Below are 13,165 nucleotides of genomic sequence, written 5' to 3' on the forward strand. Positions count from 1 at the left end.
TATAACGCTGTAGGCTATAGGACCTGAGTATTAGCGTTTGTGCCGTTCATAAGTTTCAAAGCAGTCTGAGGTTATTCACCCCAGTCTTGAGAACTTGGAACAAAATTAATGCAATCACAACCCGTACCCATCTTCATCAGCAAGCTGATTACTTGATGAGCACATTTCGTTGTGCTTCTTCCAGATTGTTAAAGAACGAATATAGCTGTTGAGTAAAACCCAACTCATAAGACCGGGCAGATACTATCCGCACGACGCTATGAGTTAGCCTCTACATCCCACCAGGCACAGGTCTTGGTGGAGGTGAACGGGATCGAACCGATGACATCCTGCTTGCAAAGCAGGCGCTCTCCCAGCTGAGCTACACCCCCATATTCACGGCATCTCTACCTGCGAATACTTGGTGGGTCTGGTTGGATTCGAACCAACGACCCCCGCCTTATCAAGACGGTGCTCTAACCGACTGAGCTACAGACCCAAAACCTTCTCGGATCAGTAGTCAGAAGTCATGGACACAGGGAGGAGTCCCTCTACCCAAGCCCACAACCGATCCCAGCTATATCAAACAACCGATAAGAGTGGACGCTTAACACGAGCACTAAGCTCTGAAAGGAGGTGATCCAGCCGCACCTTCCGATACGGCTACCTTGTTACGACTTCACCCCAGTCATGAATCCTACCGTGGTAATCGCCCCCCTTGCGGTTAGGCTAACTACTTCTGGTAAAACCCACTCCCATGGTGTGACGGGCGGTGTGTACAAGACCCGGGAACGTATTCACCGCGACATGCTGATCCGCGATTACTAGCGATTCCGACTTCACGCAGTCGAGTTGCAGACTGCGATCCGGACTACGATCGGGTTTCTGGGATTGGCTCCCCCTCGCGGGTTGGCGACCCTCTGTCCCGACCATTGTATGACGTGTGAAGCCCTACCCATAAGGGCCATGAGGACTTGACGTCATCCCCACCTTCCTCCGGTTTGTCACCGGCAGTCTCATTAGAGTGCCCTTTCGTAGCAACTAATGACAAGGGTTGCGCTCGTTGCGGGACTTAACCCAACATCTCACGACACGAGCTGACGACAGCCATGCAGCACCTGTGTTCCGGTTCTCTTGCGAGCACTGCCAAATCTCTTCGGCATTCCAGACATGTCAAGGGTAGGTAAGGTTTTTCGCGTTGCATCGAATTAATCCACATCATCCACCGCTTGTGCGGGTCCCCGTCAATTCCTTTGAGTTTTAATCTTGCGACCGTACTCCCCAGGCGGTCAACTTCACGCGTTAGCTGCGCTACCAAGGCCCGAAGGCCCCAACAGCTAGTTGACATCGTTTAGGGCGTGGACTACCAGGGTATCTAATCCTGTTTGCTCCCCACGCTTTCGTGCATGAGCGTCAGTGTTATCCCAGGAGGCTGCCTTCGCCATCGGTGTTCCTCCGCATATCTACGCATTTCACTGCTACACGCGGAATTCCACCTCCCTCTGACACACTCTAGCCCGGTAGTTAAAAATGCAGTTCCAAAGTTAAGCTCTGGGATTTCACATCTTTCTTTCCGAACCGCCTGCGCACGCTTTACGCCCAGTAATTCCGATTAACGCTTGCACCCTACGTATTACCGCGGCTGCTGGCACGTAGTTAGCCGGTGCTTATTCTGCAGGTACCGTCAGTTTCGCGGGGTATTAACCCGCGACGTTTCTTTCCTGCCAAAAGTGCTTTACAACCCGAAGGCCTTCATCGCACACGCGGGATGGCTGGATCAGGGTTTCCCCCATTGTCCAAAATTCCCCACTGCTGCCTCCCGTAGGAGTCTGGGCCGTGTCTCAGTCCCAGTGTGGCTGGTCGTCCTCTCAAACCAGCTACGGATCGTCGCCTTGGTGAGCCGTTACCCCACCAACTAGCTAATCCGATATCGGCCGCTCCAATAGTGCAAGGTCTTGCGATCCCCTGCTTTCCCCCGTAGGGCGTATGCGGTATTAGCTACGCTTTCGCGTAGTTATCCCCCGCTACTGGGCACGTTCCGATACATTACTCACCCGTTCGCCACTCGCCACCAGACCGAAGTCCGTGCTGCCGTTCGACTTGCATGTGTAAGGCATCCCGCTAGCGTTCAATCTGAGCCAGGATCAAACTCTTCAGTTTAATCTCTGTATTTGTTTCGTATTTCTTAGTTCCGAAGAACCGAGTCATACGTCGCTACTCAAAGGAAGTGAGGTATGTGCTTAGACTTGACATCTAAGGTACTTCACTTCTAGTGAGCACTTGATTTCATTGTGCTTGTGAAAGGATTTAAAACCCAATCACTGTGCACTCGCATCAAGCGCCCACACTTATCGGTTGTTTAATTGTTAAAGAGCGGTACTGCTAAATTCCGTACTACTTACTGCATCTTCTGCCTTCTTCGGCGATTTCGCTTTCGCGTCGATCGCCGTGTCAGCAGCAGAGAAACGAGATTATGAAGAAGTTTTTATCGTTTGTCAAGTCAGCGTCGCTTGCTTCACTTCGCTGCCTTGCCTACGACCTCTTCAGGTCTCACCAGGCTCGCACCCGGCTTTCTCTTTAGCAGCTATCGAAATATCAGGGTTAACCCTAAGTTTTCGGTAACCGCCAAGCCTGAAACTATAACACAACTTTTGCAGATTATGCAACCGGCTTTTGCCTAACTTGCATCCTATCTTGCAACCCCGCCGCCTCGTGAATCGCTTCACTTTCGCAGCAGCCCCGAATCGCTTCGGAGGTTGGTTACCGCCCCAGCTGGCTTGCAACGCTGACCAGACCACCCTATCGGGTAAACCCTGATTCGCTGTCACCAGCCAAGCCCAAGACTATAGCACAATTTTTGCAGATCGTGCAACTGGCTTCTGCCTGATTTGCACCGACTTACGCAAAACTCGCTGACCGCCGGTTCGAGAGAATCATCGCTGACTCACCGCCTTGCTGCCCTGCGGCAGATCCGCTTGCCGTAGCACTTCGGATCCGTTGTACTTGCCTGGCCCCGCCGCTCAACAAAACCGCTTGAACTGCGAAGGAGCGAGACTATAGCACAGAATTTCGGCCTGTCACGCCGGCATGACAACCATTTTGCAGAAAGATGATGTTTGGTGGCGCAACACAGCCTTTGAACGGCCGCAGCGCCGTTGACGCCCCCCCTTTCCCCATGAGGGCCTACGCCGTTGCGAGGCGCCTCGTGGCGACAGGCGTCAGCGCAACCCGCCACATATAGATAGAGGCGCGGCATAGGGAGAGTGGAGAGGCGGCGCACGCTCCCCCTTATCCCTATATATATAGAGAGAGGTCCTTGGATGGATGCCTCCGTCGCCCCGGGCAGGCAGGCGCCTCGCCATCGCTCGGCCGCCCCAGGGCCAATGGCAGCATTACAAGCAGGCCCGGGCGGACACCGCCCCGCCTGCTCGCCGCCATGAACCACCGCGGCCGCTACCAACGCAAGGCGTCGATGCGGGTGATCCGCTTGAGCGATTCCTCGACCGAACTCTGGTTCACCAGCCACTCCGGCGCGCCGACGTCCCTGAGCAGATGGGGATCCATATTCTCGGCGAGGTTGCGCAGCGTTCTTTCCCTCCGCCATTCCCGGTACGCGCGCCAGAGGCGGGAGACGAGGCCGGCCGGTAGCGCTGCGTCGGCACTTGGCGGGGCCGGTGTCGCCGGCGCGGACATCACGGATTCGGAGCGGACCGGCGGGGACGATTCTGGCGTCGGCAGCCGCTTCGGCTCGATGCCAAAGGGGCCAGTGGGTTGGATGCAGGTTTCGGCAGACATGGGCAGCTCCTCGATGCGTCGTTTTGGTAAGCGTATTCGCCCAAATCGCCGCTGAAAATCGAATTGTTTTACCCGCTACGGTAAGCTATTCTTACCAATTCAATGCCATCCGTGCGGGCTCGCCAGGAACGTTCTCCGTCCTCCCCTTTTTCGACCACACTCTCCATGCGCCTGCCTCTGAATACCCTGCCCGCCTTCCGCGCCGTTGCTGAACTGCAGAACCTGCGCGCAGCCGCTGATCGGCTGCATCTCACGCACAGCGCGGTCAGCCAGCAGATCAAGGGGCTGGAGGAACAGCTGGGTTTTCCTCTGTTCGAACGCAGCGGCCGCGGCATTGTGCTGAACACGGCCGGCGCCGCGCTGCTTTGCAGCGTGCAAAGCGCAATGGCGCTGCTGGACGAGGGGCTGATGGCCGCGTCCGCCGCGGCCAGCGGCAGCGCCCAGCGCTTGCGCGTCTCGGTGCTGCCTTCGTTCGCGCAGCGCTGGTTGCTGCCCCGGATGGCGCGTTGGCACAAGCGCCATCCAGGGCTGTCGCTGGAGATCGAGACCTCGCAACAGGTGGTGGATCTGTTGCGCGACGGCTTTCACGCCGCATTGCGGTTCGGGCGGGGTCCCTGGCCCGGCGTGGAGTCCGAGCCGCTGTTCGACATGCCGCTACCGCTGATTGCCCTGGCCTCGCCGGAAACCGCGGCGGCGCTGCCCGACAACACCGCCGAAACGCTGGCGCGCCAGCCCCTGCTGGGTGAACGCGACATGTGGCAGCACTGGTTCAACGCGGCCGGCTTGCGGGTGCCGGTCACGCCCGTGGCCACTTTCAACGACGCCGGCATGATGCTGCAGGCCGCCGAACAAGGACTGGGCATCACGCTCGGCCGCGAGTTGCTGGCGGCGGACGCGATCTGCGCGGGACGATTGGTGCAGGTTTCCCCGGTGACCGTGCATTACGAGCAGGCCCAGACCTATCACCTGGTCTATCGGCCCAGTCTGCGCGACTGGGAACCGCTGGTCGCCTTGAAGCAATGGTTGCGCGATGAACTGGAGCGGTCGGGCAAGGGCCTGGTCACCGCGGCACGCCATGACCCCGCCCAGGCGACGCGGGACGAGAAGCCATAGACGGTGCCGCCGGAAGCGGCGCTCGCGCCTCAGGCGACCTTGCGGGTCGCGGGCGGGACCGAACGCATCGTGTCGGTCTCATTGAAGCGTTGGTGCCAGGAAAACGCTTCCTCGAGCAGGTGCGGCGTCTGTCCGCCGCGTTCGCAGGCCCGGTCGAAATAGTCCTGCAGCGCTTCTCGGTAGGAAGGATGCACGCAATGCTGGATGATGGCGCGGGCGCGCTCGCGCGGCGCCAGGCCGCGCAGATCGGCCAGGCCGCATTCGGTGACCAGGACGTCGACATCATGCTCGGTGTGGTCCACGTGGGACACCATCGGCACCACACTGGAAATGTCGCCGTTCTTGGCCATGGACTTGGACACGAAGATCGCCAGATGCGCATTGCGGGCAAAGTCGCCCGAGCCGCCGATACCGTTCATCATGTGCGTGCCGCCAACGTGGGTCGAATTGACGTTGCCGTAGATATCGAATTCCAGGGCCGTATTGATGGCGATGATGCCCAGGCGGCGCACGATCTCGGGCGCGTTGCTGATTTCCTGCGGGCGCAGCACGATGCGTTGGCGGTAGTGCTCGATGTTGGCCAGGATCTTTTCGTACACCGGCTTGGACACCGTGATGGAAGAAGCCGAGGCGAACGCCAGCTTGCCCTGGTCGAGCAGCTCGATGGCGCTATCCTGCAGCACTTCCGAATACATCGTCAACGATTCGAAATCCGACGATTCGAAGCCATGCAGCACGGCATTGGCGATGGTGCCGATGCCGGCTTGCAGCGGCAGCAGCGAATTGCCCAGTCTTCCGGCGTCGACTTCGCGGCGCAGGAAAGCATTGATGTGCGCCGCGATGGCGTTGGTCTCGGCATCGGGCGGCAAGGCGTTGGACGGGCTGTCCGGCTCCTGCGTGATCACGATGGCGGCGATCTTGTCCGGGTCCACCTCGATGAATGGCTGGCCGATGCGCTGGTCAGCCGACACCAGGCCCATGGGCTCGCGCTTTGGACGCTCCGTGGGCACGTAGATGTCGTGCAGGCCCTCGATGGCGGCGGGCACGCCGAGATTCAACTCGATGATGACGCGCCGGGCCTGCTGCACGAACGAGGCCGAGTTGCCCACCGACATGGTCGGCACGATGGCGCCGGTTTCGGTGATGGCGGCCGCCTCGATGATGGCCACGTCGACCGGCCCGATATGGCCGGCGCGCAACTGTTCCGCGGTTTCCGACAGGTGCTGGTCGATGAAGGCGATTTCCCCCTGGTTGATCTTGCGGCGCAGCGTGGTGTCGACCTGGAACGGCATGCGGCGTGCCAGGACATTGGCCTGCGCCAGCATCTTGTCGGTGTCGTGTCCCAGCGAGGCGCCGGTGATCAGGGTGATGGACAGCGGCTCGTGCTCGGCGCGTCGCGCCAGCTCGGCCGGCACCGACTTGCAGTCGCCGGCGCGCGTGAAGCCGCTCATGCCGACGGTCATGCCGTCTTGGACCAGCAAGGCCGCCTGTTGGGCGGAAGTGATCTTGGCGCGTAGCCCGGGGTGGCGGATACGGTCGGAATGCATGGTGTCTCCTGATTCAATAGCCGGCGACTTGCGGCCGGACGCGGCGGAAGCGCCGCTCGCATCCAGGCGCCGTCTGACGCGGCGTTTCCTGACGTCCGCCGCGCATTCCAGCGCGGTTTCGGGACGAATTTCCGGCAGTATAGGAAGCGCCGGCAAAATCTCGTAATGACTTAAAATCATTCAATCCAGTCGTTTTTTTCATTGATTGAATGTTTCGCGCATTGCGCGGGGATGAGCCATGGACGTGCGCGCCTTACGGTATTTCGTGGAAACGGTCAGGCACGCCAGCTTTACGCAGGCCGCCAAGGCGCTGTTCGTCACGCAGTCGACGGTCAGCAAGATGATCCGGCAGTTGGAAGAGGAGGCCGGCACGCCGCTGCTGGTGCGCGATGGCCACACCGCGCGCCCCACCGATACGGGCCGCGTGATGTACCAGCGCGGCCTGCAAGTGCTGGAAACCATGCGCCAGCTGACCGAGGAAATGCGGCAGACGGCGGAACTGCAACGCGGCTCGCTCGAAGTGGGCATCCCGCCGATGATCAACCTTCTGTTCACGCCGGTGGTCAAACGCTTCCGCGAACTTCACCCCGGGATACACCTGACCTTGCGCGAAGGCACCGGCCGCGCGGTGGAAGAATTGGTCGCCAGCGGCGAACTGGAGGTGGGCGCCACCATCCTGCCGATCGTCCCCGACAGCGGCCTGGCCGCGCGGGCCTTCGGCAGCCATCCGATCTGGGTGATCGGGCCGCCGGACGCGGCCTGGGCCGGCAAGACTTCATTGCCCCTGAGCGCCTTGCGCGATACGCGCCTGCTGATCCCGACGGACGATTTCGCCATGACCCGACGCTTGCGGCAGGCTTTTGCCGACGCCGGCTTGCAACCCGGCATTGCGGCCCAGAGCGCGCATTGGGACTTCCTGGTGGCCATGGCTTCCGCCGGCCTGGGCGCGGCGCTGCTGCCTGAACCCCTGATGCGGCTCATGAAGACCCGCGGCCTGAGCACCGCCCGACTGGCAAAATCGGGACTGCAGTGGGAGGTCGGCCACATCTGGCAGCAATCGGGTTACTTGTCGTACGCCGCCCGCGCCTGGCTGCAAGTGTGCGATGAGGTTCTGGGCGCGGGCAAACGGGTTGGACGGTCCTGAAACGCGCTCGCCGCGAATCTAAGGGGGACACAGAGGAGTTTTTGTTGCAACGGACCGGGTGGCAGCTTGTTATGCTGCCGCCTCGATGCGAGCCTATCGCCCCAAGAAAACATGACCCCGAACCCGCAACATCCGCTTTTTCGCGCCCGTTCTTTCGCCGCGCTGATCGCCGCCTTGCTGCTGGCGCTGTGCCTGGCGCCGGCATTCGCCGCCACGCCCGCTTCGCCCGCCGAAGTCGACAGCATGCTGGCCGGCGCCCGCAAGCAACTCGATGACATCCGCAAACGGGTGCCGGATGAAACCGACGACGCCGAGCTGGTCAAGCAGCGTGGCGATGCGCTCGATATCCAGTCCAAGGCCGACGCCACCGCCGACGCGCTCACGCCACAGTTGACCAGCGTCGCCGCCCGCCTGAGCGAGTTGGGCGCGCCGCCCGCAGGCGCCAAGGAAGCGCCCGACGTCGCCGCGCAGCGTACGCAACTGGAAAAGAACAGCCGCGCGCTGGACGCGCAGATCAAACTGGCGCGGCTGCTGTCGGTCGATGCCGCGCAGACGGCGGAACAGATATCGGGTCTGCGCCGCACGCAATTCCAGGCACGGCTAGGGGAACGACGCGATTCCTTCCTGTCGGGGCAGTTCTGGGCCGAATTCCGCGAGGAATTCCCGGGCGACCTCGAGCGGCTGGTGGCGTTGCGCGACGATCTGGTCACGGCGGTCGGCCAGACGCCGAAATGGGGCTGGCTGCTGCTGGCCACGGCGGCGGCGCTGGTGGTCGCGTTGCGAATCTGGATCGGCCGGGTGCTGCTGCGCCTCACGGCCACGCGTGTGCCGCCGGGACGCTTGCGCCGCTCGTTCCTGGCGGTGGCGCTGTTGACGCTGGCGGTGGCCACGCCAGGCATCATTGCCCTGCTGGCCCACGTCGGCCTGGACTGGAATTCACAGTTGTCGGAGAGCACCGGCGCCCTGTTGGCCAACCTCGTCGTGACGGTCTGTTTCGGGGGCTACGTTTCGGGCCTGGGTTATGCGCTGCTGTCGGCCAACCGGCCGTCATGGCGCCTGCCGCCGATCTCCGACAAGGTGGCGCATCGCCTGCGTTGGCTGCCGGGCGCGCTTGGCGTGCTGGTCGTGATGATCTGGCTGGCCGAGCGGCTGCCGGTGCTGTTGAACGCCAGTCTCACCACCACCATCACGTTGACCGGCATCGTCGCGGTGTTCGTGATGGTGACGATGGCCGTGGCGCTGTCGATCGGCCGCCGGCTGCGGCGCCGGGCGCTGCGGGAAGAAGGCCCCCCTCCGCCCTTCTGGACCTCGCTGTTGCTGACGGCCACCGGCACGGTGCTGCTGATCAGTCTGGCCAGCCTGCTGGCCGGGTATGTCGCGTTCGGCAGCTTCCTGACCAAGCAGGTGCTGTGGGTCGTGATCGTGCTGGCGTCGGCGTACCTGCTGGCCGTGCTGATCGAGGACGGCTTCAGCACCTTGCTCGGCACCTCGCACCGCGATGACAGCGAAGGGCCCAGCCTGCGCGACCAGGCGGCCGTGCTGCTGTCGGGCGTGGGCCGGGTGGCGGTTGCCCTGCTGGCCATCATCCTGCTGCTGGCGCCTTTCGGCGAAGGCCCGATGGATCTGTTGCAACGCTTCGACCAGTTGCGCAAAGGCCTGGCCATCGGCGAGGCGCAGATCCGCCCCGGCGCGGTGTTGCAGGCGCTGATGGTGCTGGGCCTATCGCTGCTGGGCGTGAAGATGCTCAAGCGCTGGCTGTCGAATCGCTACCTGCCCACCACCGAACTGGATCCGGGCATGCAGCTGTCGGCGGCGACGCTGTTCGGCTATGCCGGCTTCGTGCTGGCGGTGGCGTTGTCGCTGTCGGCCGCGGGCATCGGGCTGGAGCGGGTGGCATGGATCGCCAGCGCGCTGTCGGTGGGCATCGGTTTCGGTCTGCAGGCGGTGGTGCAGAACTTCGTTTCGGGCCTGATCCTGCTGGCCGAACGGCCGGTCAAGGTGGGCGACTGGGTGTCGCTGGGCGGCGTCGAAGGCGACATCCTGCGGATCAATGTGCGCGCCACCGAGATCCAGATGGGCGACCGTTCCACCGTGATCGTGCCGAACTCGGAGTTCGTGACCAAGACGGTACGCAACGTGACGCGCTCGAATCCGCTGGGACTGGTGCAGATCAAGCTGCCGCTGCCGCTGTCAACCGATGCGCAGCGCGTGCGCGAGTTGATCCTGCAGGCCTTTGCCGACCACGAGGACGTGCTGGAGACGCCGGCACCCAATGTGTTCCTGGATGGCATCGAGGGCGGCAACCTGATATTTAACGCCAAGGGCTACGTCTCGTCGCCACGCTCGGCCTATGGCGTGCGCAGCGCGCTGCTGTTCACAGTGCTGCGGCGCCTGCACGATGCCGGCCTTGAGGTGTCGTCGCCGCCCACGATGCTGCTGGCATCGCCCCCTCCAGCCATGGCCTCGCAGCGCCCCGACGCGGCCGAGGGGCCGGGCGCCGCGGCCGCGCCCGCCGCCACGCCCTGACCACCCGGGTCGATGATCGCGCGCCACGATCGTCAACCCGGCGAATAGAAGTCAAGCAAGCCCTGGCGATCCATCCTTGGATTACGCAACGGCGGCGAATTGGCCATGATGTTCTGCGCGGACGACACCGGGTATGCCTGCGCGACGGGCGCGCTCGCCGTATATTGCGCGCCGGGCGCCGGCGAGGGGGCGTATTGGGCCTGCACCGGCGGCGCGACCTGCGCGACGTTGGGCGTCGGATTCTCGAAGCGGTGATCGGCCGTGGTCAGCGAGGGATTGGTGCACAGTCCCTGCGCGGTGAGGGCGGCCTTGGTGCGGTCATCCGTCTGGCACAGGATGTCGACGGCGGCGGTTTCCAGCCGACGCGAACGCTCGGGGTCCTTGGTGGACGCGGCCGCTTGCATGGTGCGCTCGAAGTTGCGGCGCAGGCTGCACTTCTGGTCCTCGACCGGAAAAGCCACGTTCATGCCGAAGCCCACCACCGAGCCGCCGCCCCCCGCCGACACCATGCAGCTGTCGGAGGAGAACGAACCGTAGAAACTCTGCGCGCCGATGGGCGGGGCGGTGCGCAAGGTGCTCGAACCGTTGCTGTTGGAATTGAACGTGATGCCCTGATTGTTGCCGGCGTTGGTCGAGCCCGATGTCGCCGAGGTGGTCGAGGAAGAAGTACTGGTCTGCGCACCGGCGGAGAAGGCCACCAGCGACAGGGATAAGGCAAGCGCAAGGGTTTTCATGATGTCCTCTCGACCGGACGGCCGAAGCCGTCCGGATTGCGTGCTGCTCAGTGACCGAAACCGCCCACGTGGCCCACCGGGCCGATGCCGTGGATCGACGCGGTGGCCCCGATCGCGCCGGCGTTGTACGTTCCCGTCGCCGTTGCGTTGGTGGTGGTGCTGCCGAACGTGGCGCCGCCATTGGCGATGCTGTCGCCGACCATGATCGGCGCGTTGCCATGGATGTGGCCGTAGGTCTCGCTGGTGGCGTATTGGCGGGTGCTGGTGACCACGGTGGTGCCATCCGGGCTGAACGATCCCCCCGCGGTGGCGACGCCGCCCGTTTCACCAAACGACGTCTGGCTCGACGAGCCGTAGCCGTTGATCTGGGTGGAGACCACGGACGTGCCGGTGGAGACCGAGGATACCGTTCCGGAAATGGTGCCGACGTAGCCAGAGGCGGAAATGCCGGGTTGGCCCGGCCCGGTCGCGTAGGCGGTGGATACCGCGACGAGGGACAACGCTGCGACTGCTGCGAGCTTTTTCATTTGAGCTCCTCCTGATCCGCTGCACGCGGATGAACAGGTGCCGGTGGCCGACCGGCGCGGACCTTTACCCCCCCAACGCAGTACGCCTATGAGGCAACGTGGCGCTCGGGACTTTCGTATTGGTACGGAATGATTGCGCCGGACTAAGGACGTCGGTATCGGGTAAACGGGCGACCGGTCCCAAGAGACTGGGGAGGAAGACGTAAAAGATGTCGGGCAATCTGCGACTACCCCGTCGCGGGCCATGCATATGGCCGAGACCGGACGCCCGTGGCGCCAGATTGCTGCGCCGCATCTCAGCTCATAGGATGGGATGCGGTGGCGCCCCCTCGCACGATTTCCCTAGCGCGCAAGACGGCGGCCCGGCAGGCGCACGCCGTTAGGCTTACTGTCAGGATGAAGGTGGCGCGCGCGACGATGAAGTGGGGCAGGGTCCGGGGGGATCGATTCATCGGCCGGGAAATTTTGAGCCATACTACTCCGCCGGCCGGCCCCCGCCCGGCCTTTTTCATCCGGAGACACCATCATGATCCAGGAGATTGCCAGCATCCACGTGCGCGAAGGACAGGAAGCCCTGTTCGAAGCCGGCGTGGCACAGGCCAAGCCGTTGTTCCTGCGCGCCCGCGGCTGCCACGGCATGGAGTTGTACCGCAGCATCGAGCAGCCGCAGCGCTACACCCTGGTGGTGGACTGGGAAACCGTCGAAAACCACATGGTGGACTTCCGGGAATCCGCCGATTTCCAGGAGTGGCGCAAACTCGTGGCGGGCTTCTTCGTCGAACCGCCGCAGGTGCATCACGAACAGAAGGTGATCTGAGCCTGGGGTACTTTCCCGCGGATGCGGTTCAGGTCCGCCGGGCCATTGGAACGGCGTCGGCTTGCCCGTCCGGCGATGGCCTCAGGCCGTCGCCAGGCGGGAGCTGGCCGCCAGCGCAACGGCCACCGTGGTGCGCACGTCGGCCAGGGCCCGGTGGGTCGGTTCCGAGGCGCCCACGTGGCGCGCCAGCACGTCGAGCTTGTGCGACGGCAATTCCGGCCAGGCGCGCCGGGCCAGCGCCAGCGTGCAATGGGTGGCGTTGGCGAACGGCAGGCCGGTCTGCAACGCCGCGGCATCCAGGAAACGGCGATCGAACGAGGCGTTGTGGAAAAACACCGGCAAGTCCTCGACGAAATCCAGGAACGCGGCAAATGCCTGTCCCACCGGCACTCCCTGGCGCTCGACCTCCGCTTCGGTAATGCCTGTCAGTCGCGTGATGAACGGCGGCACCGTGGCGCGGGTGCGCACCACCTGCGCGTATTCGCGCTCGGCCGCGCCGTCGGCGCCGACCCGGACCGCCGCAAATTCCAGGATCTCGCAGGACGCGGTCGACAGCCCCGTGGTTTCCAGGTCGGCCACCACGAAGGGGCCGCGCAAGGCGTCCAGCGCCGCCGACAGCGCCGCTGAAGGCGCCCGGCCAGCGGCTGGCGAGCGCGCCGCGGCCCCCGGCGCGCGGGTCCTGCGGTAATAGAAGGCCATGCCCTACTCCGCCCGATGCAACGGCGCGAAGCGCGGCGAACCGTCGGCCAGCTGGCCGAAGAACAGCTCCGCCGGACGCACCCACAAGCCGCGCGCATGCGGCCACAGGTGCTCATAGACCACCATCGCTTCTTCCGTCTCGGAATGGCGCGCCGTATCGATGTAGCGATAGAGACCGCCCTTGTAGTGGCGATGGGTGGCGAGAGCCAGGGCTTCGGATTCGGTCATGGAGCATTGCCGCAAAAGACGCGGCCCGGGCGGAAAGGCTCCTGCCAGGGCCGACG

General features: G+C 63.4%; 10 protein-coding genes, 2 tRNA genes and 1 rRNA gene. 4 read left to right on the top strand and 9 right to left on the bottom strand.

All coding sequences use genetic code 11. The features are described 5' to 3' along the window. Positions 1–295 precede the first annotated feature (295 nt). The 4 genes from ACVN9Z_RS00235 to ACVN9Z_RS00250 form a co-directional block, all read right to left on the bottom strand. Positions 296–371 (bottom strand) — tRNA-Ala (locus ACVN9Z_RS00235). 30 nt (positions 372–401) lie between these two features. Then, positions 402–478: transfer RNA gene (locus ACVN9Z_RS00240), tRNA-Ile, on the bottom strand. Positions 479–608: 130 nt separating this feature from the next. Continuing rightward, positions 609–2,139, bottom strand: a 16S ribosomal RNA gene (locus ACVN9Z_RS00245). Positions 2,140–3,432: 1,293 nt separating this feature from the next. After that, positions 3,433–3,774: a DUF1127 domain-containing protein gene (locus tag ACVN9Z_RS00250; RefSeq protein ID WP_080981607.1), complete on the bottom strand. Its 342-nt coding sequence runs from the start codon at positions 3,772–3,774 to the stop codon at positions 3,433–3,435. Between the two features lie 165 nt (positions 3,775–3,939). On the opposite strand from ACVN9Z_RS00250, the gene ACVN9Z_RS00255 reads away from it, so the two are divergent. Next, positions 3,940–4,887 carry a LysR substrate-binding domain-containing protein gene (locus ACVN9Z_RS00255; protein ID WP_006383944.1) on the top strand — a complete coding sequence of 316 codons (948 nt, stop codon included), beginning with the start codon at positions 3,940–3,942 and terminating at the stop codon, positions 4,885–4,887. Between the two features lie 29 nt (positions 4,888–4,916). On the opposite strand, the gene ACVN9Z_RS00260 is transcribed toward ACVN9Z_RS00255, so the two are convergent. Next, positions 4,917–6,434, bottom strand: a complete 1,518-nt coding sequence (locus tag ACVN9Z_RS00260; protein ID WP_026383790.1) for an acetyl-CoA hydrolase/transferase family protein — start codon at positions 6,432–6,434, stop codon at positions 4,917–4,919. Positions 6,435–6,672: 238 nt separating this feature from the next. On the opposite strand from ACVN9Z_RS00260, the gene ACVN9Z_RS00265 reads away from it, so the two are divergent. Both ACVN9Z_RS00265 and ACVN9Z_RS00270 read left to right on the top strand, forming a co-directional pair. Further along, entirely contained in the window at positions 6,673–7,578 is a 906-nt protein-coding gene (locus ACVN9Z_RS00265; RefSeq protein WP_346507607.1) for a LysR family transcriptional regulator, read from the top strand. Positions 7,579–7,689: 111 nt separating this feature from the next. After that, positions 7,690–10,104, top strand: a complete 2,415-nt coding sequence (locus ACVN9Z_RS00270; RefSeq protein WP_458212970.1) for a DUF3772 domain-containing protein — start codon at positions 7,690–7,692, stop codon at positions 10,102–10,104. Positions 10,105–10,136: 32 nt separating this feature from the next. Here ACVN9Z_RS00270 and ACVN9Z_RS00275 read toward each other — a convergent pair whose 3' ends face one another. Both ACVN9Z_RS00275 and ACVN9Z_RS00280 read right to left on the bottom strand, forming a co-directional pair. After that, complete coding sequence (locus ACVN9Z_RS00275; RefSeq protein ID WP_054473824.1) at positions 10,137–10,838, bottom strand: hypothetical protein; 702 nt, start codon at positions 10,836–10,838, stop codon at positions 10,137–10,139. 47 nt (positions 10,839–10,885) lie between these two features. Further along, positions 10,886–11,365, bottom strand: a complete 480-nt coding sequence (locus tag ACVN9Z_RS00280; RefSeq protein ID WP_020926875.1) for a hypothetical protein — start codon at positions 11,363–11,365, stop codon at positions 10,886–10,888. A 526-nt stretch (positions 11,366–11,891) separates the two neighbouring features. On the opposite strand from ACVN9Z_RS00280, the gene ACVN9Z_RS00285 reads away from it, so the two are divergent. Beyond that, positions 11,892–12,182 carry an antibiotic biosynthesis monooxygenase family protein gene (locus ACVN9Z_RS00285; RefSeq protein WP_020926874.1) on the top strand — a complete coding sequence of 97 codons (291 nt, stop codon included), beginning with the start codon at positions 11,892–11,894 and terminating at the stop codon, positions 12,180–12,182. A gap of 81 nt (positions 12,183–12,263) precedes the next feature. On the opposite strand, the gene ACVN9Z_RS00290 is transcribed toward ACVN9Z_RS00285, so the two are convergent. Then, the gene (locus ACVN9Z_RS00290) at positions 12,264–12,881 is read right to left on the bottom strand and encodes a 3'-5' exonuclease (RefSeq protein ID WP_102949853.1); all 618 of its coding nucleotides are present in this window, start codon (positions 12,879–12,881) and stop codon (positions 12,264–12,266) included. A 3-nt stretch (positions 12,882–12,884) separates the two neighbouring features. Continuing rightward, positions 12,885–13,109, bottom strand: a complete 225-nt coding sequence (locus ACVN9Z_RS00295; protein ID WP_024070026.1) for a DUF1653 domain-containing protein — start codon at positions 13,107–13,109, stop codon at positions 12,885–12,887. Positions 13,110–13,165: the final 56 nt, after the last annotated feature.

The sequence above is a fragment of the Achromobacter sp. KK8 genome (assembly GCF_054188005.1).

What these genes read in the sequence shown, in the direction of transcription:
- ACVN9Z_RS00250 (WP_080981607.1), bottom strand. Translation starts at nt 3,774, where the DNA reads ATGTCTGCCGAAACCTGCATCCAACCCACTGGCCCCTTTGGCATCGAG.
- ACVN9Z_RS00255 (WP_006383944.1), top strand. Translation starts at nt 3,940, where the DNA reads ATGCGCCTGCCTCTGAATACCCTGCCCGCCTTCCGCGCCGTTGCTGAA.
- ACVN9Z_RS00260 (WP_026383790.1), bottom strand. Translation starts at nt 6,434, where the DNA reads ATGCATTCCGACCGTATCCGCCACCCCGGGCTACGCGCCAAGATCACT.
- ACVN9Z_RS00270 (WP_458212970.1), top strand. Translation starts at nt 7,690, where the DNA reads ATGACCCCGAACCCGCAACATCCGCTTTTTCGCGCCCGTTCTTTCGCC.
- ACVN9Z_RS00290 (WP_102949853.1), bottom strand. Translation starts at nt 12,881, where the DNA reads ATGGCCTTCTATTACCGCAGGACCCGCGCGCCGGGGGCCGCGGCGCGC.
- ACVN9Z_RS00280 (WP_020926875.1), bottom strand. Translation starts at nt 11,365, where the DNA reads ATGAAAAAGCTCGCAGCAGTCGCAGCGTTGTCCCTCGTCGCGGTATCC.
- ACVN9Z_RS00275 (WP_054473824.1), bottom strand. Translation starts at nt 10,838, where the DNA reads ATGAAAACCCTTGCGCTTGCCTTATCCCTGTCGCTGGTGGCCTTCTCC.
- ACVN9Z_RS00295 (WP_024070026.1), bottom strand. Translation starts at nt 13,109, where the DNA reads ATGACCGAATCCGAAGCCCTGGCTCTCGCCACCCATCGCCACTACAAG.
- ACVN9Z_RS00265 (WP_346507607.1), top strand. Translation starts at nt 6,673, where the DNA reads ATGGACGTGCGCGCCTTACGGTATTTCGTGGAAACGGTCAGGCACGCC.
- ACVN9Z_RS00285 (WP_020926874.1), top strand. Translation starts at nt 11,892, where the DNA reads ATGATCCAGGAGATTGCCAGCATCCACGTGCGCGAAGGACAGGAAGCC.